14 protein-coding genes are annotated in these 25,389 nt (G+C 56.0%); 6 read left to right on the plus strand and 8 right to left on the minus strand.

Annotation, left to right across the window (positions count from 1 at the left end; genetic code table 11):
• Positions 1-3: 3 nt before the first annotated feature.
• The 3 genes from FRD01_RS04210 to FRD01_RS04220 are packed head-to-tail and all read right to left on the minus strand — an operon-like array spanning position 4 to position 3,865.
• Positions 4-1,335: a DUF1552 domain-containing protein gene (locus FRD01_RS04210; protein ID WP_146957917.1), complete on the minus strand. Its 1,332-nt coding sequence runs from the start codon at positions 1,333-1,335 to the stop codon at positions 4-6.
• Positions 1,332-2,930 carry a DUF1592 domain-containing protein gene (locus FRD01_RS04215; RefSeq protein ID WP_146957919.1) on the minus strand — a complete coding sequence of 533 codons (1,599 nt, stop codon included), beginning with the start codon at positions 2,928-2,930 and terminating at the stop codon, positions 1,332-1,334. The genes FRD01_RS04210 and FRD01_RS04215 overlap by 4 nt, the downstream gene beginning before the upstream one ends.
• A gap of 41 nt (positions 2,931-2,971) precedes the next feature.
• Positions 2,972-3,865 carry a tetratricopeptide repeat protein gene (locus FRD01_RS04220; RefSeq protein WP_146957921.1) on the minus strand — a complete coding sequence of 298 codons (894 nt, stop codon included), beginning with the start codon at positions 3,863-3,865 and terminating at the stop codon, positions 2,972-2,974.
• A 138-nt stretch (positions 3,866-4,003) separates the two neighbouring features.
• On the opposite strand from FRD01_RS04220, the gene FRD01_RS04225 reads away from it, so the two are divergent.
• A complete protein-coding gene (locus FRD01_RS04225) occupies positions 4,004-4,474 on the plus strand; it encodes a RidA family protein (protein ID WP_146957923.1) in 471 nt (156 codons plus the stop codon).
• Here the strand turns inward: FRD01_RS04225 and FRD01_RS04230 are convergent.
• On the minus strand, positions 4,458-5,384 hold the full coding sequence (locus tag FRD01_RS04230; protein ID WP_146957924.1) for an oxidoreductase: 927 nt from the start codon (positions 5,382-5,384) through the stop codon (positions 4,458-4,460). The genes FRD01_RS04225 and FRD01_RS04230 overlap by 17 nt on opposite strands.
• Positions 5,385-5,500: 116 nt before the next feature.
• Between FRD01_RS04230 and msrA the strand changes: the two genes are divergently transcribed.
• Together msrA and FRD01_RS04240 are read left to right on the plus strand one after the other, a co-directional pair.
• Complete coding sequence (gene msrA / locus FRD01_RS04235; protein WP_146957926.1) at positions 5,501-6,148, plus strand: peptide-methionine (S)-S-oxide reductase MsrA; 648 nt, start codon at positions 5,501-5,503, stop codon at positions 6,146-6,148.
• Positions 6,148-6,414: a GIY-YIG nuclease family protein gene (locus FRD01_RS04240; RefSeq protein WP_146957928.1), complete on the plus strand. Its 267-nt coding sequence runs from the start codon at positions 6,148-6,150 to the stop codon at positions 6,412-6,414. The genes msrA and FRD01_RS04240 overlap by 1 nt, the downstream gene beginning before the upstream one ends.
• On the opposite strand, the gene FRD01_RS04245 is transcribed toward FRD01_RS04240, so the two are convergent.
• The 3 genes from FRD01_RS04245 to FRD01_RS04255 all read right to left on the minus strand — a co-directional run bounded on the left by FRD01_RS04245 (position 6,401) and on the right by FRD01_RS04255 (position 9,784).
• Complete coding sequence (locus FRD01_RS04245) at positions 6,401-7,015, minus strand: hypothetical protein (RefSeq protein ID WP_146957930.1); 615 nt, start codon at positions 7,013-7,015, stop codon at positions 6,401-6,403. The two genes, FRD01_RS04240 and FRD01_RS04245, sit on opposite strands and share 14 nt — an antisense overlap.
• 55 nt (positions 7,016-7,070) lie before the next feature.
• Entirely contained in the window at positions 7,071-8,228 is a 1,158-nt protein-coding gene (gene tgt / locus FRD01_RS04250; RefSeq protein ID WP_146957932.1) for a tRNA guanosine(34) transglycosylase Tgt, read from the minus strand.
• 161 nt (positions 8,229-8,389) lie between these two features.
• Positions 8,390-9,784, minus strand: a complete 1,395-nt coding sequence (locus FRD01_RS04255) for a sigma 54-interacting transcriptional regulator (RefSeq protein ID WP_249755995.1) — start codon at positions 9,782-9,784, stop codon at positions 8,390-8,392.
• A 469-nt stretch (positions 9,785-10,253) separates the two neighbouring features.
• On the opposite strand from FRD01_RS04255, the gene FRD01_RS04260 reads away from it, so the two are divergent.
• The 3 genes from FRD01_RS04260 to FRD01_RS04270 are packed head-to-tail and all read left to right on the plus strand — an operon-like array spanning position 10,254 to position 21,466.
• A complete protein-coding gene (locus FRD01_RS04260) occupies positions 10,254-19,406 on the plus strand; it encodes a type I polyketide synthase (protein ID WP_249755996.1) in 9,153 nt (3,050 codons plus the stop codon).
• A complete protein-coding gene (locus FRD01_RS04265) occupies positions 19,406-19,915 on the plus strand; it encodes an acyl-CoA carboxylase biotin carboxyl carrier protein subunit (RefSeq protein WP_146957938.1) in 510 nt (169 codons plus the stop codon). Before FRD01_RS04260 ends, FRD01_RS04265 begins: the two co-directional genes overlap by 1 nt.
• Positions 19,916-19,927: 12 nt before the next feature.
• A complete protein-coding gene (locus tag FRD01_RS04270) occupies positions 19,928-21,466 on the plus strand; it encodes an acyl-CoA carboxylase subunit beta (RefSeq protein WP_146957940.1) in 1,539 nt (512 codons plus the stop codon).
• Positions 21,467-21,631: 165 nt separating this feature from the next.
• On the opposite strand, the gene FRD01_RS24825 is transcribed toward FRD01_RS04270, so the two are convergent.
• Positions 21,632-25,303: an amidohydrolase family protein gene (locus tag FRD01_RS24825; RefSeq protein WP_249755997.1), complete on the minus strand. Its 3,672-nt coding sequence runs from the start codon at positions 25,301-25,303 to the stop codon at positions 21,632-21,634.
• Between the last annotated feature and the right edge of the window lie 86 nt (positions 25,304-25,389).

The following is a 25,389-nucleotide window of genomic DNA, read 5'->3' on the forward strand; positions in this document are numbered from 1 at the left end:
TCTTCAGACTTCCAGAGCGCCGATAGAGTCGGCTGCTTTTCCTTCATCCTTTCCAAACTCGCTTAACTGCACACCAAGAGCTCTAGCTATGGTCAGGGGTACGCGCGTGGCGTTTTCAGCGGACGCTGAGCGATAGTGAACTCCTTTCTTCAACGCTCCACCCGCCGTACCGGCTAACAAAATCGGGAACTCGCTCAAGGAGTGCGTCCTACCGTACGAGACGTCCGAGGTTCCGAGCACCACGCAATTGTCCAAAAGCGTAGAATCCCCCTCAGGAATCGCCCTCAACGACTCGACCATATACGCGAATTCTTCGATCAGATACTTCACGATCGCGTTGACTTCGGGCTGGTCTCCGGGCTCGTCGTGCGTGAGCTGGTGGTGACCTGCAGACGCACCTTCGAAGAGCAAGTTGTTTACCGGATAGGTAATATAATTGCTAAAGACACGGGTTTGGTCGCACGCCAGCGCAAGCGCCACAAGGTCGCACATCGCACGATTCTTCTCCCTGACCTGTGCACGCCCGTCCAATGCCGGGTACTCGCGCAGCGGCCCCTCAGGACGCGCGCACGCCGCACGGTCAGGCGGGTCTTCTTCCAAGCGCTGCAGGCGCAGCTCCAGCTCTCGGATCGAGGTGAAGTGCTGGTCAAGGCGCGCCTTATCTGCGGCCCCTACTCTGCCCTGAAGTTTACGCGAATCCTCCATCACGGCATCCAAGACACTACGCCTGAGCGCAATCCTCGGATCGACCTGAGCGTCCTCACCGGGCAGACGGAATCCGGTCCCAAAAATCCGGTCATAGAGCGCCCAGGGCGACGTCTCAGGCGGATTTCGGCTGTCCGGCCCGTTGTACGAAAGTCCAGCACTAGCCTCGGCCCCGTACTCGAGTGAGCGAAAGCGCGTCTCATTTCCGAGCGCGTCGGCGATGATCTGGTCAATGGTTGGTCCGGCAAAGGTCTCGTGTTGCCCCTCCACAATCAGAGGCGTTCCCGAAAGAATTCCGCACGCTCCGGAAGTGTGCGGGATCACGTTGGGCACCTTGAGCTCGGTGCCCGAAACCACGGTGATTTCTTCTTTGACCCCAGCGAGCCCCAAAAGTTGTTCCGATAGCTCCCATTGGGCTCCCTCACCAGTGGGCACCCAACGCTCTGGATGTACCCCATTGCCCCAGAAGAAGAGGCCGAACCTCGGCGGGATGAGTTGCCCCTGCGCGAGCGCATTGCCGTTAGAGTTCAGGAACACTTCCAACACTGGTAAGCCCACGCTAACCGCCATACCTCCGAGCATGCCTTTGAGAATGGTCCTACGGGTCAATCCTCTCGTTCGTCGACTCATTCGCTCACCTTCACTTTTCTGAACGCGTCGCTCAGAACCAATGCCTTCATCAGGGATTTGACGTCGTAATTCGCGGCTGCGAAAGACTCAGCAAGACGCCGCAAATCCTCATCCTCACCCGCGTAATCTCCTGAATTCGTGGCGTAAGCCGCCATCTTTTGCGTCAAACACTCGCCGAGCCGTTTGTGCTCTCTCACGAGTTCGGCGAGATCGGTTGGGTCTTCGAACGCATCACCATCCAAATCACCGGCGAGCTCAAGAGGAGCGCCGTTGTCCGTCGGACGGTAACGCCCGATACCATCGAAGTTCTCGTACGCGAGTCCAATCTTATCGGTCAGATTATGACAGGACGCGCAATTCGGGTCTTCGAGGTGAACCGCAATGCGATCCCTCAGGGTCGGCTCGTTTCCGGTGGGCTCAGGAATCGAAGTATCTACGCCGGCTGGAGGAGGTGGAACCACGCGGCAGAGCAGCTTTTGTTGAACGAACATGCCTCGAAGAGTGGCCGAAGTAGAGACCGGATGCGACCACACGGCCAGGAAGCTCACATGACCTAGAATGCCGCGCCTCAGGCTCTCCTGAGAAAACTCGTACTCGGCAAAACCCTCTCGTGCAGGCGCTGGAACATCGTAAATGGCAGCGAGTTTGCGGTTTATGAAGGTCTTTCTGGTAGTAAGGGCATCCCGAAAATCCCCAGAGCCATCAAAGATGATTTCCTCGAGCACGCTCAGCGTCTCTTCTCGAGCGCTCTCGCCTACTTCCTCGCTGATATGAGGAAAGAGTTCCGGAGCCTTCGTGAGTCCATCGAGACGGTCGAGCTCGTAGTGGTCCACAAAGAACTGCCTGACACCTCTCCTCGCCCGTGGATCCTCCAACATCCGGTCTACGGTTTCTTCCAAGACCGCATCATCCAAGAGCTCCCCGCTACGGGCGAGCTCCAGAAGCTCGTTGTCTGGCGTAGTGTTCCAAAGAAAGAAACTTAGGCGGCTCGCGAGCTCGTACGCATTGAGATCTCTAGCATCCTCGCCTAGCTCAGCACGAAAGAGGAAGTTCGGCGATTGAAGAATCGCGGCGAGCGCAAACTCCAGACCGTCATAAAAAGCGCCCGTGACACTGATAGCCTCTTGGCTGATACCCAAGAGCCGCTCAATTTCTTCAGAATCAAGAGGGCGTCTCCAAGCGCGTTCCCCAAAGGTCTTGATAAACTCCTCTGCACAGGCCAAATCCTCAACACCCGATGGCTCGCAAGGCATCACCCGATCACGAATCTCTGGGGTCTGCATGACCTGGCGCGAAACCTCATAGGCCGCGGTCTCATAGAGTTCAGCTCCGCGAGTCGAGATGCTGGTCGCCGAGGCGCCGGCCGCAACGAGACCCGAGGTTCTCGCATCGGGCTCAAGCCGAACGGGCAAGACGAGGTCTGGCCCGAAGAAGTCCCTCAAAATCTGGTTGTATTGGGTTTGAGTTAGACGTGGAAGCTTTGCAGGCTGTGCCTCAAGCTCCGCTCGAACCTCTGGCTCAGACGGTGAGTCCTCGCTCGAGCAACCCACAAATGCCAAACCGGCAAAAAGTGCCAAAAACGTGATTTTTCTCATAGCTTGCGGAGTGTAGCAAAGCTCGAGAACACGTACCAGACTTAGTAGAGCCAACGCCCAAGTTCTTGGCGATAACGATGCGTCAATGGGTCGTCATCTCCGAGGATTTTGAATATCCGCACCATCGCCACTCGTGCGCCGTCATCGCGAAACCCACGATTGAATTTCACGATTTCAAGCAAATGCTGCAGCGCCCTCTCCTTCTCTCCGGCCGCGCCTTCGATCATCGCCATCATCCAACGAAACTCAGGGTCACGCGGGCTCGACTCAATCTCCTTGCTCAATGAAGTTCGCGGGTCACCGCCCCATCGCTCGCGTGCAGCGCTCAGTTGCCGATAGCCCTCGACGAGCAGCCAAACACGCGCGAAGTCTTGCTCGATAAGGGCCTCCTCTGCGTCTGTGATCGACTCCAAAATCCCAAGGGCTTCCGAAAACTTCGCTTCTTCGCCGTCCAGGCACTCACCGATAGCGACCTCAGCCAATCCGATCATCGCCTCAAGATTTCGGTCCTCCGCCTGGTTCAAACGCTCAAAAATCGCACGGGCCTTGGCCAGTTGGTGGTCAGCTAGATACCCCCTGGCAGCGGCGAGTTCCTTGTCCGACGCACTCGGAATCACCTTTGCCAGCCACTGCTCAATCATATGTTTGGGGAGCGCTCCGCTGAACTCATCGACGACCTTGCCGTTTACGAAGGCCTTAACGTTGGGAATCCCTTGAATCCTGTACTCCTGTGCCTTTGCCTGATTGGCATCCGTATCGATTTTGGCGAGCACCCAATCGCCCTTCGACTCGTTTGCGAGCCCTTCCAAAACAGGTCCCAAAACGCGGCACGGTCCGCACCACGGCGCCCAGAAGTCCACAACCACAGGCACTTCGTAGGAGCGCCGAATCACATCTGCTTCAAAGGTCTGGTCGCTCACTTCGATCACGTTCATATCTACTCCTGATTCTCCAGCATTCACCAAGGATAGTCTCGTCAGCGAGTCTAATCACCACTCGATTGCAGGCAACCGGCTTGACCCGTGAATCTACATTGGGCACAACTCAACAACCCATTGAACGGAGTCCAAACGATGTCTTCACCTGAATCAAAACTCGACGAACTCGGTATCTCGCTTCCCGAAGCCCCCGCTCCAGCCGCTGCCTATGTGCCGTGGGTGCAAACTGGAAACACCCTCTTTACCGCCGGTCAAATCGCGATGAACGGAAAAGAGTTTGTGGCCACGGGTGTCGTTGGGCGCGACGTGGACCTTGAGGTTGCCGTCCAATGCTCCAGACAATGCGCCATCAACATCATGGCACAACTCAAGAGTGCACTTGGCGACCTCTCCCGGGTTCAACGCATCGTAAAACTCAACGTCTTTGTGGCGTCGACACATGACTTTACCGACCAGCACCTTGTGGCGAATGGCGCGTCACAGCTCATCGCCGAGGTGTTTGGCGAAAAGGGCAAACACGCCCGCTCCGCCGTCGGCGTACCGTCGCTCCCCCTCAACAGTCCTGTAGAAATCGAAGCGATCGTCGAGGTCAAGGCGTCCACTTGACGCCTGTGAGCTCTTCCGAGACCTCCCAGAGTCGTGTCGCATCCTCAATACTGCGCGCCTTTCGCGTGGTTTCGGCGATAGCGGGGCCTCCCTTCATTTCCATGAAGCCCGATGGTCCAAAGTACTGGCCACATTCTACATCACGCATCCCGGCCGCGTAGGCGACAGGCAGCGCACCATCTTCTGCGGATTGCGCAAAGTACTTGTTGCCCATGGACATGGCGAATTTGCCGAACGCCGAGTTTTCCATCTTCGGACCGAGCATCTGCAAGTTGGTATCGGCGTAACCTGGATGTGCAGCGAGCGAGATTGTATCTCTCCCCGCCGCTTGAAAACGCCGGCTCAACTCAAACATGAAGAGCAGATTCGCAAGTTTGGACTGACCGTAGGCACGCCACTTATCGTAGCCTTTTTCCCACTGTAGGTCGTCGAATTGCATCTTCCCAAATTTATGAGCGTTGGAGCTCACCTGAACCACGCGCGCCCCACTCGTGGCCTTAATCTTCGGGTCCAAAAGGCCGGTCAGTGCAAAATGCCCAAGGTGATTGGTCCCCAACTGCATCTCAAAACCGTCTTTGGTCTTGGTGTAAGGGATAGCCATCACTCCGGCGTTGTTCACCAAGATGTCCAAACGATCATGGACCGCATTGAACTTTTTCGCGAACTTCTGAACTGACGAGAGGTCGGCGAGGTCGAGAGGAATCATCTCCAAACGCGCATAGGGTAAATCTGCCTTGATCTTCTCCTGTGCTTCCTCCGCCCTGTCTACGGAACGACAACCCATCACGACTCGAGCACCACGAGCAGTGAGCATCTTTGTCGTCTCAAAACCAAGCCCGGAATTCGCTCCCGTGACCACGCCGAGCTTTCCACTGAGGTCCGGCAGTTTCTCCCATGACCATTCTCCCATAACTACTCCGTCTCGGGATTCTTACCCCTATGGTCTATCGCGAGTGCTGGTGTTTGGCTAGTATCTGCAAACCTTCAGGGCGCCTGCGGCATCCAAGCCCTGACGAGGAGGTCGAGATGTTCCTAACATTCAAAAAACCAGAAATGCCCACCCCTGAGAGCTCGCTCCCAGGCCGAACCGAGAAGATGCCCGTGCCAGAAAAACACTATGTTCTGGGCACTCCTCTCGATGCCGAATTCGAAGGCATGGAGTTCGCCTTGTTTGGAATGGGTTGCTTTTGGGGTGTCGAGCGAAAGTTTTGGCAGATACCAGGCGTGCTTTCTACGGCCGCTGGCTATACCGCAGGCTACACACCAAACCCGACCTACAAAGAGGTGTGCAGCGGACAGACCGGACACAACGAGGTCGTCAGAGTGGTCTATGACCCTACTAAAGTTTCCTACGAAGACCTCTTGAAAGTCTTTTGGGAAAACCACGACCCTACCCAGGGGATGCGCCAGGGAAATGACCTAGGAACGCAGTATCGCTCGGGTATTTACGCTTACTCACAAGCTCAAAAGGAGTTGGCGGCGAGCACTCGCGATGCCTACCAGACCGCGCTGAAGACGGCGGGCCTTGGCGAAATCACCACGGAGATATTGGACGCGCCTGAGTTCTATTTTGCTGAGGACTACCACCAGCAGTACCTGGCCAAGAATCCCAATGGCTACTGCGGTATTGGTGGCACGGGCGTGAGTTGCCCCGTTGGCATCCTAAAGACCTAATGGCCTGGTTTCTTTACGTGGTAGAGTGTGCTGACGGCACGCTATACGCCGGAATCACGACCGAGATAGAACGCCGGCTGCAGGAGCATAACACCTCGGCCAAAGGAGCCCGTTACACGCGAGCCAGGCGGCCGGTCCGTCTTCTCCAAGAGGCCGAGTTTGAGTCGAGATCTCAAGCTTCTAAGGCCGAATACTATTTCAAGCGGCTGACACGAACGCGGAAGAAAGAATGGGTGATTGAGCCGTTCGATCTCATCGAATCTTGACGTTCTCAAGCTTGATGACCGTCTTTGAATCTTGCTTGAAGTCGGTGGGAAACGTAATCCCTGCCTGAGTCTGAAGGGCTTCGCGAGTCATGTAGAAGCGCGGTTCTTTTTGGCCTCCAGGAAAGTACGCCCACCCAAAAACCACGCCCTTATCGTTGACGTAGAGCCTGTAGGTGTCACCAGGCGTATAGCCACCAGAGGAGTACCGAACCTCGAGCCACTTGGACTCGCTTTCTTGCCCAGGAATCTTGCCTGCGCCTTCTACCAACTCAACGTCGTCTCGAAAGATGAACTGCTCAAAAAGAAGCCAATAAGAGTCGTTGATGAACGCCTTATGTGCCTCTATCTCGTTAGTCTCTTTTAGACCTGCTCCAGTCGCAGGAATGTCCACGGTGGTATCACCAATCGTGGCCTTAACGCGCCCGGTCGTCCGATCCCATACGTAGGTACGGCTCATGCCGCGGGCCTGAGCGGTCCAGGTGAACTCAACGAACTTTACGTCCGACCAATCACCGTGCGCCTTTCGAATCTGCTCAGCGAGCCCTTGAGCCATTAGATCCGACGAGACGAGCAGGAGCACCAAAAAAAGAAAAATTCGCATTGAGAACCTCCAAGGTATTTTGCCACCCTCAGATGCACGGCGCCAGATAAGGGTGCTATTCGTCGTTGTCGTCGCGGGACTGGACGAGCTCCTCGAAACGATCTTCCGAGAGGTACTCTTCCAAGAAGTTCTCGCGGAATTTTTCGAAGCGGCCTTGCTCGATGGCGTCACGCATACCGCGCATCAGGTCCTGATAGAACGTGATGTTATGGAGCGTAGCGAGCGTTGAGCCGAGGATCTCTTTGACGTTGAGCAGGTGATTGATATAGCCGCGAGAGAAGTTCTGACACGCGTAACACGAGCAATTGGTATCGAGCGGATACTTATCATTGCGGTACTTCCCCTTGGTCACGCGGTAGCGGCCTCGCCTCGAGAAGATGACGCCTGAGCGGCCAAGGCGACTCGGAAGTACGCAGTCGAACATATCGATACCGCGCGCCACACCCTCGACGAGGTCCTCCGGATAACCCACACCCATTAGATAGCGAGGTTTGTCCTTGGGGAGAAACGGAGCGGCAAACTCGATAGCCTGCATCATGAGGTCGTGCGTCTCGCCCACCGAAACACCGCCAATCGCGTAACCCGGCAAGTCGTGCTCGATGGTCAGCTGCGCGCTGAGCGCACGCAAATCGTCATAGGTAGAGCCTTGAACAATTCCAAAGAGCGATTGTGTATCGGCGGTGGTTTGAGCTTCTTTGCATCGCTTTAGCCAGCGGTCAGTGCGGTAGACTGCCTCCTGCGCGCGCCTGTAATCACACGGAAACTCCACGCACACATCGAAGGCCATGAAGATGTCCGCCCCGAGGTTCTCCTGGATTTGAACACTTCGCTCGGGCGTCAAGGTGACGGGCTTTCCTGACTTCTCAAACTTGAAGGTCACACCCTCTTCTTCCACCTGAACCCCCGGCAAGGAGAAGACCTGAAACCCGCCGGAATCGGTGAGAATCGACTTGTCCCAGCCCATAAACTCGTGGAGGCCACCGAATTTTCGGACGACTTTGTCTCCGGGCGCAATATGGAGGTGGTAGGTGTTCCCGAGGCAGATTTCGGAACCCGTTTCCTTTAGGTCCCTGGGCATAAGCCCCTTGACCGTTCCACGAGTACCCACAGGCATGAACGCGGGGGTCTCGAAGGAGCCATGCAGTGTAGTTACGCGGCCGCGCCTTGCATCGTGGTCGGTCTTGAGGAGTTCAAATTTTAGTGGCTTAGTCATATGAGTTGGCAGATTCTGAAGGTAGTTGAGGGCTTCTATCTCGGCAGCTTCTATCTTGGGAGCTTCTATCTTGGAGGCATTTTTGGATCCACGGGCAATTTAGGTTTTGGACATTTGTCGATTTTCCCGCGCCCTTCCTACGAGGACAGAGCCCTCGTAGACTATTTTAGGTCGTGTTTTTTGAGGAGTTCGCGCAAGTGATACCGCGTAAGTCCTGCCTCATTGGAGGCTTGAGAGATATTGCCATCAAACTCGGCAATGATCTTCTTTAGATAGTCGTATTCGTAGGCGTTGAGAACCACCTGTTTGCCGTCTTTATACGGGAGATTGAGGTCCACCGTGATATGCGAGATATCCCCGGCCGTCTGCGAGGCACTGACCTGAGGAGCAGCCACAGGCGCGGGCCCCAAGGAATTGGCCAGCTGCAGGTCTGCCCTTTCAATCTTTCCATCATTGGCGAGGTTAGCGGCGCGCTCGATGACGTTTTTCAGCTCGCGGACGTTACCTGGCCACGTGTAGGACATCAGCATATCCATCGCGTCTGCGGTCATTCGCATTTTAGGAAGATCTGGCCTGCGGCTCGCCACATCCGCAATGAACGACTCAACAAGAAGTGGAATATCTTCTCGGCGCTCTTTGAGCGCGGGAATGTTGATGTTGATCACCCCTAATCTGAAATAGAGGTCTTCGCGAAAACTCCCTTCGTTGACCATTTGGCGCAGATCACGATTGGTCGCCGCGATCACGCGCACGTCGGTGCGGATGGTTTGGTTTCCGCCGACGCGTTTGAACTCTCGATTCTCCAGCACCCGCAGGAGTTTTGGTTGCAACGTAAGGTCTAGCTCGCCGATCTCGTCCATAAAGAGCGTTCCGCCATTGGCTTGTTCGAACGCCCCCTTGTGCTGATTCACAGCACCGGTGAATGCGCCTTTCTCATGGCCAAAAACATAAGACTCCATCAAGTCTTTAGGAATCGAAGAACAATCGAGCACGACGTAGGGTTTAGAGCTTCGGCGAGAAGCGTCGTGGATGGCGCGCGCGATGCGCTCCTTACCGGTTCCGGTGTCGCCTTCGATGAGGCAAGTCAGTTCGGAGGGGGCGACCTTGGCCAGAGTGGCAAAGACCTCTCGCATAGACACCGAGCGCCCGATCACGCCCTGGAAGTGTTCTTCAGCAGAAAGTGGAATGTCGATAATCTCGTCGCTCGGTTGAAACGAAAAGGTCGTGTTTCCCGCTCGAAATGTCGTGTTCGGCGCCAGGTAGACCTCACGGACTCGGCAGCCACCTAGGAGCGTACCGTTCGTCGACCCAAGGTCGCGAAGCAAGAGACCATCTTCTTCAGCCCGAAGCTCGAAGTGTGTGGAGCTTACCGAAGTATCTTTAAGCGTAATATCATTGACCGAAGAACGGCCCACGTAGGTACGCGATTTTGTGAGTTCAAAGGACTTCCCTTTCTGGTCCCCTTCAACCACCACAAGTTTCGCCTTCCTCAATTGCCTCGATGTGGGTTTGTTATCCACAAAGACGGTCCGCAACCCTACTTCCTGATTCGACATGTATCCTCTTTTCGACGTGTTGCTCCGGCCGTTGTACCACCGAACGCCGAGGGTGGCAACTCGATTATCCACCCAGCACACCACCTCTGACTGACTCTTCATTCATTTTTTAAGTTTTCCTAAATGACTAATGGGTCAGCATTCATGCGGAAAATATCGCCTTTCTTGGTCAGCCAACTTGCAAAAGCGCATCACATTCGTTACAACACGCACACTGTTAAGTGGTCACTCACCTAATTCCGAGGATTATCGTGAAGACAAGTAATTTCAAGGAAGAGCACGAGTGTAGGACAATTCACTACCCGGAAATCACAAGCCGTATCTCCACATTCCGGGCGGTTTACGAAGAATCTGGCGCGGATTTCTAGCCCGTAAAATCGCGAGAATTATTTTAACTTAACTTTTTACTTTAAATGCGGCCTAATTCATGAAAATCCAACCTTCAAATCTCTTATCTCTTGAGCAAGCAATGCGAGCCACTTCAACCGAAGTGCCGCTCCTCGACTTCCAAGACGCCGAGATATTCGCGCGCACTGGTCGCAAATATGCGGTCTGGTGCAAAGACCATCAGTCCTTGAATTTCGCGCGCCAGCGTGGGCTCAAGCCCATCGTGCACCCATTCGCCGATATCCGAGATGGCGAGGTCTCGTTGGCCCAGTTTGAAGGCGAGTATTCGAACACGTCGCATACGGGTTCGCGCGACTCAGACGCCAAACCAGCTTCAGGCGACCTGCCCAACGACGCCATCGCCATCATCGGTATTGGCGCCATTATGCCTGGAGCGCTCAACGCTGCGACCTTTTGGAACAATATTGTCACAGGCGTCTCCTCTATTTCTGAGGTCCCAAAAGACCGCTGGGACCCCGAAATTTACTGGGATGAAGACGCGAACGCCCCCGACAAGACCTATTCAAAGATCGGCGGTTGGATTCGCGGCTTTGAATTCGACCGCAAACTCTACCGCATGCCACCTTCCGTGGTTGAAAAGACCGACTCCACCCAGCTCATCTGCTTGAGCGCTGTTCGCGAGGCACTGGATGATGCCGGCTACTTGGACAAGGAATTCGCTCGCGAGCGCTGCGCTGTAATTCTGGGGAACTCTCTCGGCGGAGACCTTCGTGACCGCACGAATTTGCGCATTCACTACGCCGAGATCGAGGACATGTTCCGGCGCAAGCTCAATGGCGCAAGCCCCGGACTTCTTGCCGAAATGCGCGCAGAATTCGAAGCCAAGATGCCTCAGGTTAACGAAGATGCGATGCCGGGCGAGCTCGCCAATGTGATTGCGGGACGCGTGGCTCAGGCGTTTGACCTTCAAGGGCCGAACTTCGTGGTCGACGCCGCGTGTGCATCGGCGCTCGCTGCCGTGGAAAACGCCGTCAAGGGCTTGCGCGCACGCAATTTCGATGTGGCGATCACGGGTGGTGCAGACCGCACCATGGGTCCTACATCCTTTGTGAAATTCTCCAAGATCGGCGCCCTTTCACCCGATGGCTCGCGGCCATTTGATACCCAGGCCAACGGGTTCGTGATGGGCGAAGGCGCTGGAATCATGGTGCTCAAACGCCTTGAAGACGCTGTCCGTGACGGCGACAAGATTTACGCCACCATTCGGGGCGTTGGCGGCTCGAGCGACGGCAAAGGCAAGGGAATCACCGCGCCAAACCCGCGCGGCCAATCTCTTGCCATCGAGCGCGCCTGGGCTGACGCCGGACTCGACCCTCGAACAGTGTCTCTAATTGAGGCTCACGGAACGAGCACGCCAGTCGGCGACCCTTCAGAAGTACAAGCCATTCGAAATGCGCTCGATGCTGGAAGTGGCGAATGGGTCAGTGATTATGTGGCGCTCGGAAGCGTGAAATCACAAATCGGTCACTTGAAGTCCGCTGCAGGAGCCGCAGGTCTCATCAAGACGGCGCTCGCCCTCAAGAACCGACTCCTTCCGCCATCGATCAATGTGTCAGAAGTAAACCCAAAGCTGGAGCTCAACGGCTCCAAACTTCGCGTCCAAACTAGCGCCCAAGATTGGGAAGTACGCGACGGTGCCCTTCGGCGCGCAGGCGTAAGTGCCTTTGGATTCGGCGGAACGAATTTCCACGTGGTGTTGGAAGAGTATGCACCCGAGGCGCTCGGCGGCAGCACGTTTGTGCCTGGAGCCCATTTCTCAACGAATGAAACTAAAATGGATGATGTTGTGATGAATCAAGCCTTTGACGCTGGTGTGTTGACCTTCAGCGCGAACACTTTCGAAGAGTTGCAGAGCAAGTTTCAGACTTTTGAAGCCGACCTTCGCGCCAATCGCGCCAGGGCGCTCCAAGGCCACGCCTTGGACCTGAACCAACCTTTGAGCCTTACCCCCGAGCCTTTTAAACTCGCGATCGCGTTTGCCTCGCCCGAGGAGCTCGACGAGCGCGTAGCCAAGGCCTCTAAGGCAGTCGCATCAAACAAGGGCTGGAGAGTTCTTTCGAACCAGGGAATCTTCCTCCAGGAGTCAGTTGCCGACGGCAAACTCGCCATGCTCTTCCCCGGTCAGGGCTCACAATACCTGATGATGGGGCAAGCGCTTTGCGAGCGTTTTCCAGTTGCTCAGCGGGTTTTCGACGAGGCCGACCGCATCATGATGCCAATCCTTGGGCGCAAACTCAGCGATATCATCAACCCAGACCTCTCTAAGATCGACGCCGCTCAGGCGTTCCGCGACCTCAGCCAAACCGAGGTGACTCAGCCGGCGGTTCTGACGCTCAACGTCGCGATTTTGGAAGTCCTCAAGAGCATGGGTATTCAGCCCGATATCGTAGCCGGACACAGTCTGGGCGAATACGGTGCGTGTGTAGCGGCTGGTGTGATGTCGTTTGAGAGTGCGCTCAAAACCGTTGCAGCGCGAGGAACCGAAATGGCGCGCGCCACACCTATGAACGGTGATTGCGGCATTATGGCTAGCGTTCCAGCCAGCGTGGACGAGGTCCAAGCGGTGCTCAAGAGTGTGGATGGTTATGTGGTATGTGCGAACAAGAATTGCCCAGGCCAGACCATTATTGCAGGCCTCACCGAACCGACGCGCATAGCCATTCAGAAGTTCCGCGACCTCGGGCTCGAAGTGATGGAGCTTCCTGTGAGCCACGCGTTCCACTCGAAGGTGGTGGCAGCGGCGAGCGTGCCGCTGAGAAAGCATCTCGAGGGGATTGCCATCAACTCGCCTGCTCTTCCGATTCTGACCAACGTAACGGGCGGTGCTTACCCGACCGAACCTGGCCAGATTCGCGACCTTCTTTCCGAACAGGTCGCCGCTCCGGTTGAGTATATTGAGATGATTGAGAATATGTACGAGATGGGCGCGAGGACCTTCGTGGAGGTTGGGCCCAAACGTGCACAGGCGACGTTCGTGACGAGCATTCTAGCTGAACGAGCGCATTGCTCGATTTTCACGAATCACCCAAAGCGTGGCGACATTGGCTCGATCATGGATGCGATTGCGCAGATCGCCGTACACGCGGGCTCCGTCCGCGTGGGACAGGAATCGCATGTCAATGAAACCCCTCAAGTTACAAAGACACAGATTGTTGAAATCGAACCCAGAGTAGCGGCACTCGACTTACGCCAAAGCCCGAGTGCACAATCACACTCACGTGAGGACATCGTTCAAAAACTCGTCCAGATTCTTTGCGAGAAGACCGGATACGATGCCGACGAAATCGAGCCTGACTTTGAGCTTGAGGCAGACCTCGGAATCGATACCGTCAAACAAGCTGAGATCATGGCAGCAGCCCGTGAACACTATGGCTTTGACCGTGACGACTCGTTCAGACTCGCTGAATACCCTAGCGTGAACCACTTGGCAGACTACGTGCTGGAGAAGACCCAGGGCGTAAACCATGTCGATGAAACTCCTCAGATTACAAAGACACAGGTTGTTGAAGTCGAACCCAAAGTAGCGGCGCTCGACTCACGTGAAGACATTGTCGAAAAACTCGTCCAGATTCTTTGTGAGAAGACCGGATACGATGCCGACGAGATTGAGCCAGACTTCGAACTCGAGGCGGACCTCGGAATCGATACCGTCAAACAAGCCGAGATCATGGCGGCAGCCCGCGAACACTATGGCTTTGAGCGTGACGACTCATTTAGACTCGCTGAATACCCAAGCTTGAATCACCTGGCTGACTACGTGCTTGAGAAGACTCGAAGCGTACACGCGGACTCCGTCCGCGTGGGACAGGAGTCGCAAAATGATGAACTCCCTACATCTAGTGAGCCTCAGCATATTGAGTTGGTATCCAATGCACCAGCGCTCGACTCACGCGGACAGAGCCCGCGTGTACAATCACACTCTCGTGAAGACATTGTCGAAAAGCTCGTTCAAATCCTGTGTGATAAGACCGGATACGATGCCGATGAAATCGAGGCTGACTTCGAACTCGAAGCCGATCTCGGAATCGATACCGTCAAACAAGCTGAGATCATGGCGGCAGCCCGTGAACACTATGGTTTTGAGCGTGACGACTCATTCAGGCTCGCTGAATACCCAAGCCTGAATCACCTGGCTGACTACGTGCTTGAGAAGACCCAAGTTGTACACGAGGGCTCCGTACAGGAATCGCAGGTCACCGAGTCACCTCAGATTGCCAAGACACAGGTTGTTGAGGTCGAATCCACACCGGTGGCACTCGACTCGCGCGGACAAAGCCCGCGTGCACTGCACCAACACGAAGTGCAATCTGATGTCGTGATCTCCGGCGTCGCTCTTGGCCTTCCGGGCCAAAATGAGATGTTTGCCGACAACTCAATCGATGACCTTCTCAAAGGTCAGAACTTCATTCAAAGCGTAGACCGCGACGTACGTGAGCGCATCGTCTCTAAACGCATCGTGCGCCTCGTAAAGCACGATGGCGGCGGCGGCGAGATGGAAGAAGTCACCGATCCAGATACTGTAATTAGGCTTGCTGGAAAGCCCGCAAAATTTGAGATCGAGGAGTGGGGATTGCCCGAGCGCCTCGTCGAGTCGCTGGACGACACCTCCCAAATGGCGATGGCCGCCGGACTCGCCGCGCTCAAAGACGCTGGACTTCCACTCGTTCCACGCTACCGAACCACGACGAATGGCAAGAAGGTTACCGTGGGCTGGACGCTTCCTGACGAAGTTGCCGCCGAAACCGGCGTGATCTTCGCCTCTGCATTCGCCGGCCAGGACGCCCTGATCGATGAGGTTCAGGCGTCTCACCAGCCAGGTTACCAGTTCAATCACCGGTACCTGCTCCGAGTTCTCGGCATCGCCAATTCGCGTTTTGCGGAGTTCATAGGTGCCCGCGGGCCGAACACCAAAATCAACAATGCGTGCGCAAGCACCACCACAGCCATCGCCATGGCCGAAGACTGGATTCGCCTCGGACGCTGCAAGCGCGTGGTGATCATGGGTGCAGACAATGCCTCAGGCGATACACTCTTCGAGTGGATCGGTGCAGGTTTCCTCGCCACCGGTGCGGCGAGCACGAAAGAGAATGTTGAAGACGCAGCGCTGCCCTTTGATCGGCGTCGTGACGGAATGATCATTGGCATGGGCTGTGTTGCACTCGTTGTCGAGGCTTCAGGCCTCCCAGAGGCGCGCGGAATCGAGCCTTTGGCCGACGTCTTGGGAACCCGATTCGTCAACAGCGCGCTGCATCCGACGCGACTCGACGTGGACCATATCGCGACCGAAGTAAACGCGATGATGCAGCACATCGAGAGTCGGTATCGCGTTGATCGCAAGGAGATCGCAGCCAAGACGGTTTTCGTCTCTCACGAGACCTATACGCCGGCTCGCGGCGGCAGCGCCGACGCTGAGATTTCCTCGCTGCGCCAGACGTTCGGAGACGCTGCCGACCAGGTCGTGATCGCCAACACCAAAGGCTTCACTGGCCATGCAATGGGCGCTGGAATCGAGGATGTCTTGGCGGTCAAGGCGCTACAGCGCGAAGAATTGCCACATATCGCAAACTTCAAAGAGCCCGACCCGAACCTCGGAAACCTTCGATTGAGTCAAGGCGGAAAATACCAACTCGACTACGCTCTTAGACTCGCCGCGGGGTTTGGCTCGCAGCTCGCGCTTGCATTCTTGCGCTTCCGAGCACGCGATGAAAACCGCGTCTTCAGCCCTGCGCAACAAAGGGCTTGGTTGGAAGAGGTCACTGGCTTCGAGAACCCCGTCCTGGAGGTTTCTCAGAAGACACTTCGCGTCCGTGACGCGGATCCGGCACCAAAATCGCCGGCACCTCTTGAACCACAAACTCCGGCGCACACTCCGGCGCCAGCACCTATGGTTTCAGCGCCTGAGCCAGCACCGGCGCAAGCCAAAATCTCACCGCGTCTTGTCATCGCAGCCGCAAACACAGCCCCAGGTGTAGACCACGAGGCTCTGCGGACGTTGCTCAGTGGCAAACACGTAGGTGTGATCGCTGGCCCGATGATCCTCAGCGATATGATGGTCCGTGCCCTTGAGACCCTCGGAGCCCGACCCACGCTCATCCAGCATACCCGCTCACCACTTGATGATGCGGGCCTGAACCTCGACTTTACCGACGAGGCAGCGGTGGAGCGTGAATTCTCACAACAGCGTTTTGACGGTCTCGTAAACCTTATCGGGTTCGGCCGCGAAGAACTCGATGCCGATGAAACCTGGCGCGCAGCGATCAGCAGCTTTGTAGCGGCGCGCACGTGGGCCAAACTCGGGCACCACGAAGGCGGGTTCTTTCTGAGTGTAACCGGAATGGGTGGCCGTCTCGGGTTCGCCCGCGCTCATGGACCATTGGTCACGAGCGGAGCGGTTGCCGGCCTGACCAAATCACTCGCACGTGAGTGGGAGAAAACCACTGTGCGACTCGTCGACGTGGCTCGCGAAGGATTTTATCCAACCCTCGGGGAGCAAGTATTAGCGGCCCTTCTCGGCGATCACGTCGAGCTCGGAATTCTCGGTGGCGTTCACTGGGTACCAACAACCATCTCCGTCGAAGACGCCTCGCACGGCACGCCACGATCACGCATGCCCAAAGAAGGTGCGGCGATCATCGCAACGGGCGGCGCTCGAGGAATCACAGCCAAAATCGTGCTCGACATCGCCAAGCGCGTTCGCGGAAATCATTTTGTGCTGGTCGGCCGCTCGGAGTTCCTCGGCGAGCATGTTCTCAAGATCAGCGCCGATGAAGTCAAAGCAGGCGCACGGGCGAAGCTCGAGGCCAAGGGCGTTCGAGTGACGCCTCTCGAAGTCAAAAAAGAAGTCTCGAGGCACCTCGCCCAACAAGAGATCGCCACGACACTTATGGAGATCAGGGCCCTCGGCTCATCTGCTGAATACGTGGCATGCGACATGGCAAACGGGGCCGCCATCGCGAAGATGGTTCGCCAGATCTCTCAGCCGATTGACCTTGTAATCCACGGCGCTGGTATTGAGGAATCACGCTATCTAATCGAAAAGACCACTGATGATTTTGCCCGAGTTTTCCGAGGCAAGGCGCTTGGTGCCATCGCGCTATGGCGCGCCGTCGAGCACCAGAATCCATCAGCATTCGTCGTCTTTTCGAGCGTTGCCGGCCGATTCGGGAATGTCGGTCAAGCCGACTACTCGGCAGCCAACGAAGTTCTCAACAAGCTGACAGCACATATCCAGTCCACCTCGTCTACCGCCGCCCTCTCCTTTGATTGGACAGCCTGGGACGACGTCGGGATGGCCACCGAAGGCTCCATGAAGGACATTCTCCTCGCTCGGGGCGTTCAAATGCTCGCTCCCGAAGTCGGAGCCCCAATGGTGGCCGATATTCTGAGTGCCGGATTGAGCGGCGAGTTCCTGGTTGCAGGGGCGCTCGGCGACATGGCGCCCGCCTCCGCAGTCGTGACTTTCGAGCGAAATGAACTGCCGCTGGCCGCGAGAGTTGATGAACGGACGAGCCAGAAAGTTGTGGTCAGCCGAACGTTCTCCATCGACGACCGTTTCATGCGCGACCACACCTACCAAGGAAGCTCGATTCTGCCGGGCGTGATGGGCTATGAAATGATGTTCGAGGCGGCGAAGCTCCTTATAGGGCGCGCACCTGAAGGGGCGCAGAATGTCCGCTTCGACAAAGCCATCAAACTCCTAAGGGACGAGCCTGTTGCCGTGAAAGCCGTGGCTGAACGAGCACCAGGAAAGATCGTGTGCCGCGTTGAGTCCTCGCGTAAAACCGTCACCGGTCGCGAACTCAACGAGGTTCACTTCACCGCAGAATTTCTCGAGCACTCGGCAGCACGCCCATCGTTTGTGTGTAGTTCCGAAGATCTCATGGAAGGACCTGACCATAGAGAGATCTACGAGCGCTACTTTCACACCGGGGTGTTCCGAGTGCTCGACTCTGCGGCCTATGTCGGACCCAACGTCGTGATCGCGCAGGGCCGCGTGCCAGCCGAGACATGGCTCGAAGGCGCCACAAACACCGCGTTTGAGTCGGAGCCCATGCTAAGAGAGATGGCGTTTCAAACCATCGGCATCTGGGGCATGATTCACACAAAGAAGAGCTACTTGCCTTTAGCGATTCGCGAGAATTACCACGCCGGATCGGCCGCGCCGTCGAGCGCTGTCCGAATCCGTGCCGTACATCGCGAAACCACGGAACACAGCATCATCTTTGATGCCGAGGTCAGAGACGAGTTCGGCAAACTCCTGCTTCAACTTGATGGCGTTGAGCTCGTGGCGCATCAATCCTTGCGCGATGACGAGTGTTTCGAAGAACTCAAGCCTTCAACCATGACGATCCTACGCGCGACCTTGCCTGAGGCACAGGCGTGGCTTGATGATCACGGTATCGCACACGACGACTTTCTCACCGCTCAGGAGCGTGAAGCTTTTGACCGCTTCCTCTCGGATAGGCGCAAGTCGGAATGGCTTAGCGCGAGGGTTGCCTCGAAACGCCTAGTGGCCACTTACCTTCAGGACTTTTACGGAATTGAGGCCAATCCGGGCGATATTGTGATCGACAAGGATGTGCATAAGGCGCCTGTCGTGGCGCTTCGCGGCAGCCTCGGAAGACTCGACCTTCCTTTGCCCGACTTAACTATCACACACTCGGGTGGAGTGGCCTACGCCGCCATCACGCCCGAGCCTAAGGTCCGCATAGGTATTGACCTTGAGACCATTGAGCCACGTGAAGATTCGTTCGCACAAACCTATTTCAGTGCGCAAGAATTGCAGGAGATGCCAGAGCTTGATAGTCAAGTACGTCTAGCCGCACTGTGGACATGCAAGGAAGCAGTGAGTAAAGCATTAGGTGTAGGGTTACACCTGAACGTGATGGATATCCAACTCTCGGAGTTCAAACCAAGTGGCAATGGATACTCTGCACGCGTTACCTTACATAGAGAGACAGCGGCTCAATTCCCTCACGTGGGAGCTGCTCAATTTGAAGTAGGATTTGAAGTGGTCGATCGTTACGTATTTGCTAAGGCACGCCTCGAAGACGCCCCAGAACGCGAAAACACCGTTCAAGCATCTTCTAAAGAAACAAAAAAAGAGAGTGAAGTAGACACGGAGATACTTGCTGCCGTGGCCGCCCTGCTCTTCCACAAGGGACTCCTCACAGGAACTCAGTCCCAAGACCACTCGTCCGAAAGGAGGTCCTGATGTACCTCGTCAAAGTTGACCAACAGAAAGAGTTTGCCATCGACTTGATCGAGGCACGTCGTGGCACATGGCATGCCCGCCTTCATAACGGCAAAACGGTTGCGCTGCAGCTGCGCGGACGCGACGATAACGGCGACTTCATCGTCGTAGTCGATGGCGAAGAACACGTAGTTGGACTGCATCGCAACGGGCGAACCCTGATGTCTATGGGCGAGTTGACGGCGGCGATCGAAGTCACACCCGGCGCCGATATCATCCTCGATGACCTTGGCCTCAAACAGCCAGACAAGCTTCCACACGTTGCTCTCACAAGCCCCATCACGGGCATCGTTGTGGAAGTGCTCGTAGAGACCGGAATGGCTGTCAAAGCGGGGCAAGCGCTCGTTGTGGTTGAAGCCATGAAAATGGAAAACACGCTGGTAGCCGCTCAAGATGGGATCGTAAGAGAGATCCCGACAGAGGCCGGCCGCACTGTATTTGTTGGCGATGAGCTCGTCCTCTTCGAATAAAAGGGAAGGAATATGTCTATTGATTTGACCAAACTCGAGGGCGAAGGTTTGCCTGAAGAGTCCGAAGTTCGGGAACTCGTACGTGAGAGAGCCCGTGGAATTTCCATTGCGAGACGCCGACTTGAACTCCTTTTTGACGAAGGGTCCATGGAAGAAATCGGCGCCGAAGTTCTGCATCGAAGCGTCGACTTCGGGCTAGATAAGAAACGCCTTCCGGGCGATGGCGTGATTACGGCGTGCGGAACCGTTGACGGACGCCCTGTCTACGCGTTTTCGCAAGACAAGACCGTGCTCGGTGGAAGCCTCGGTGAAGCCCATGCCCGAAAGATTGCACGCCTTCAGGACATGGCGCTCAAAGCGGGGGCCCCGTTCATTGCTATCAACGATTCGGGCGGTGCTCGTATCCAAGAGGGCGTGGACGCTCTTGGCGGATATGGAGAGATCTTTAGGCGAAACGTGGCCTCAAGCGGCGTGATCCCTCAGATTAGTCTCATCGCCGGCCCGTGTGCAGGTGGTGCCGTTTACTCCCCTGCCCTCACCGATTTCGTGGGCATGGTCGACGGCTCAAGCTACATGTTCTTGACCGGACCAAAGGTCATCAAAACCGTGACCTTTGAGGATATCACGGTGGAAGAACTCGGCGGAGGTCGTACACATGCAGAGGGAACAGGCGTTTCGCACTTCCTCTTCGAAGACGACCGTGTGGCCATTGCGAAGATTCGCAAACTCTTGGGCTACCTGCCATCAAACAACCGCGAGAAGGCCCCTCATAAGCCGTGTAATCAATCTTTGGACAGCATGGCGCCCGAATTCCACACCGTGGTCCCGAGTGACCCTAGAAAGCCCTACGACGTCCGAAAGGTCATCGACTTGGTCGTAGACCAAGAGTCTTTCTTCGAGGTCCACACTCACTGGGCGCAAAACGTGGTGGTCGGATTCGCGCGGATTAACGGCGATGTGGTCGGCATCATCGCCAACCAACCGCTAGTGCTCGCGGGAGTTCTCGATATCGATGCGAGCCGCAAAGCTGCTCGTTTCATCCGAACTTGCAACGCATTCAACGTGCCTATCGTGAGTCTCGTGGACGTGCCGGGCTTCTTGCCAGGCCGTGATCAGGAGCATAAGGGCGTCATCGACCATGGTGCCAAGCTCCTTTACGCCTACTGTGAAGCCACAGTGCCGAAGCTCTCCGTCATCTTGAGGAAAGCCTATGGTGGCGCCTATATCGTGATGAGCTCTAAACATGTGGGCGGCGACATTAACCTCGCCTGGCCATCGGCCGAGATTGCGGTCATGGGTGCAGCTGGTGCGGTGGAAGTCTTGAACCGTCGCGAAATCGATGCGGCTGAGGATCCATTGGCCAAAACCGAAGAACTCAAAGCGGCGTATGAGGAAAAATTCCTCAATCCTGACATCGCCGCCTCCCGCGGTTATCTGGACGCCGTGATCGAGCCTCACGAGACTCGCCGCAAACTCGCTCGCTACCTCTCCGTGCTCAAGAACAAGCACGAAGAACTCCCATGGCGACGAAACGGCAACCTTCCTACGTGACGACCTGTACACGCGGGCTCCGTCCGCGTGGGAAGAACTTCGCCGTTCCAAATTCCAGCCTCAATGTTTCAAGAAATTGAGCGGGCTCTGACCGCTCGAGACAGACCTAGATTTCTAGACGTCTGACTCAAGCGGGCAGAGCCCACTTGTTTACACCACCACTACTTAAGGGGCGCAGGCTGGCTCATTCGGTGCCGTACCGAAGTCGTCCACCGTGCCATTCGCATACTCGTTGTAGAACGCGAGCACGTTGAAGGCAGACTGACCGTCGAACGGCGTCAAGTCGCAGCGTCGATAGGTCTTGTCGGCCCAAATCGTGGAGCCAGGACGAACCGTCGGTTGTCCAAAGGTGTCCACAATCGTGTCAGCAGAACCAAATGCCCCGTTGCCATCGGCATCAATGTACACGATGAACCGGTCGTCTCCGTTATGGTTCATAACACCTGCAGATTCTTGATCACAGTTTGCGGTGATTCCCGCCAGGGGGTCAGGATCGCTGCCGCTCTGAGACTTGCAAAGCGTGTGAACTTCTCCGGCCGCCAAGGTCACGGAGTCCAACGTGACACTTTGTGAACACGTCGTGGCAGCGTTGGAAATCAAGCAGATTCCGTATTGGTCCAGCTGCAGTGGCTGTCCCGAACAATTGAAGAGCTCGATAGCCTTATTGTTCGAGCCCGAACCTTCAACGTATTCGGAGATGATCAAACAACCTGGCACACCTTCAATGGCTTCAAATGTACCATTGACGGTCGATGCACCCAGTGTTGCGGTCAAAGTCCCCGTTGCAGCAGCTGCGGGAGCTCCCAAGTCAAACGAGACGGAGTTGTTGCCTTCTGGCACCGTTACGGTTGCCGGTGCGGTAAATCCGCCGTCCACGCTCAAGTTGATGGTCAATCCACCAGCAGGGGCGGGAACGTTTAGGGTCAACGTAATCTCCTGAGTTGAGTCCACTGGTAGGTCTGCGGTCGCAGGTGAAATCTCAATGATTTCGCGTACGGTCGCGTCATCGTAGACCACAACGGTTGCGTCCACAGTTTGACCATCCAATGTGGCACTCACGGTCTCAACCCCAGTTGCTACGCCCGTGAGCAACACTTCCACGCTCGACGCACCGTTTGGAACTACAACCTGAGCTGGGCCAGAGATGCCGGCGGTGTAGGCCAAGTCCACAGTCGTATCTCCGAGCGCAGGTCCGCTCAGCACGACTTCCAGATCCGGCAACGTAGAACCCGTTGCTCCAACTTCAATCGACACAGAGGCCGCCGAGAAGCCGGTGATTGATGGTGGTCCGGTCAATACGTCCGAGGCCACGCGTGGGAGGATCTTCGTGTTCCCGAAGGAGTAGTGCAAAACACCCACGATAACCATGAACTCCTCTCCAACCGTAGGCCGTGGCTCAACGAGGTAGAGCAAGTCATCGACGCGCAGGCCGTCCACTTCGAACTCTTGGAAGTCTTGTGGGGCGTCAGGGTTCTCGCTGGTGACGGTGACATCGGTGATTCGAATCAAGACACCCTGATGCGTCTCAGCCTTAGCTCCGCCATTGATGACTTCTGCAGGCGTGACGTCTTGAGGAGCAGGAACTGCGTTGCCGGTGCTGATGACGTTCATCGACTGAATTGAGTCCATCTGCAAAGCATCACCAAACTCGCTTAGGGCACCCGCCACCGAAATGACATCGCCGGGAGTTGGCCGTTCAGCAACTTGACCGTTTCCGAAGAAGAGCTGCAGGCCGCTGTTCTCCACACCGTTGAATCCAGCACCCTCGGGCACCTGAACAAACACCGTGTTTTCTGTAACAGCCGTGACGATACCTTCGGCCATCGTCACGCGTGTGCCGATTGGGTAGATACCCTGTCGAATCTCATAGATAGTCGCCGGGCAGGTCGGATCGTTGGTGTTATCGTATTCAGGACAGACGTCACACACGTCTCCGATCCCGTCACCGTCGGCATCGGTCTGATCTGGATTGGCTACCGCAGGACAGTTATCGGTCGCGTTCGGAATACCGTCAGAGTCTCGGTCGTTCGGGTCGTACATCTCGCACATATCGCCGAGCGTGAGCGGGCAAACATCACATTCGTCACCGAACTCATCGCTATCAACATCGGCTTGTACGCCGTCTTCGATCGGGCGAAGCGGATTGAACTGATAAGGACAGTTATCTTCCGCGTCTACAATACCATCACCGTCGGAGTCGGTAGCAGAGATACCTTCGACGAACTCGCCGGGACGGTAAGGCTCACAGGTCGGCTCGTCCGGAGGATCTTCACAGAAGAATGGGCCGTACGACTCAGGATGAACACCATTGAGAACGGTCTGCAGGTTGAGTCCGGTATCACGCTCGAGACAAAGTCGACGCTGGCGTCCGCAAACATCAACCACTTCACACGCATTGATCTGCATCGAAGCGACAAGCGCCTCCACGATATTGGAGTCACCAAGGAGTGGCTCACCCGCACGAGTTACGAGAGCGACCTCTGGAGTGCCTGCATCGATTACCGCGCGGTAAGGCGTGCGGCCAGCCATTTCAAAGAGCGCAAGGTCAGCAAATTGACCGACTTTGAGCATACCAACTTGATCCGAGATGCCCATAGCGACAGCGGCATTTTCGGTTGCCATCTGCCAGAGTTCGCGGTCACTGAAGGTCTGCTCGTAGTAATTGGCGTTGAGGTAGTCCGCACACTTCAATTCACGAAGCATGTCTGCAGAGCCACTAGGCGACCAGTCGGTGCCTAGCGCGATGGTTACGCCGAATTGCTTAAAGAGCTGCACACGAGCCGTCATTCCGTAGAGGCTGATATTGGAGCGTGGAGACCAAACGAGTTTGGAGCCGTTGGCGGCAAACTCGGCGATATCCTCAGCTGTGAGGCCAATACCGTGGACAATGGCCGTGTTTTCTTCCAAAAGGTCCACCGCGAGTTCCGAGTTACTCAAGCAGAGGAACTCGTTACGAGCTTCGTTATCGATGCCCTCGGCGACGTGAGGCATGTAAATGTCTGCACTCAATCGGCTCTCGGCGTCGATATTGCCGTAATCACATCCGCTGGAGCGAAGCGCGCCATTGGAATCGCCCAGTGGGAAAGTTCGGTAGTCCACTCGAACCGTATCCAAACCTTCAAGCAAACTCGAATCCTCCAGGTTTCGAGCCAAGCCTTGAGCATTATTAGACGCCTGGCCTGCAATGGACACGGTGCCGGCGAAGATATTTCTCAACTCTACGAACATCATCGCTTCGCGAGAGCTGCTCGAGCCAGGGAATCGCCCGAGCTCCGTGTGTCCACGGGCGCCGGTACGCCAATCGTGGCGGTGATCGAACCTCTCGGTTCCAGCCGATTGCGGCTGACTCAGTGAGAACGTCATGTGCTCGTGGGTGTTGATGAGAGCAGGCGAGAGAACGGCATCAGCACATGCGACGACTGTCGCTCCGGCTGCGTCGGCTTCGTCTGCACAATCACATCCGGTACACGCGATCCGGCCAGTCTCCTGGTTCACGAGGACGTAGCCGTTCTCGTAGATTGCATCGGGCGCAAGGACCGCACCTGCATGGTAGAGGGTAAAGCCTTCCCCACCAGGGGTTGTCTCGCAAAGACCGGTGCCTGAAGCCGGGAACGTATTTTCACACGTCACCACCGTCTCGTCGGGCACCTCCATATCTGGTTCCGTCATATCGGGATTGGACATGTCGTCTTCTCCCTGATCGTCCTCACCCATGTCGGGTTGAGGCGTCATGTCCTCCTCAGACATGTCTTGTTGGGGCTTTGGGCCCGGGTCATCGTCGGAGCATGCACCGATCAGTGCTGCCATCAAAAATAGTACGCTTAGTTGCTTGAGCATCATCCACCTGGAGATTGAGTCAGGTCCTTCCTACACAATGTCTTTCCGCCTGTCTTAGAAGTTCATGTGACAAGACGTTGACAGAA

The organism is Microvenator marinus, from assembly GCF_007993755.1.
GTDB lineage: Bacteria > Myxococcota_A > Bradymonadia > Bradymonadales > Bradymonadaceae > Allomicrovenator > Allomicrovenator marinus.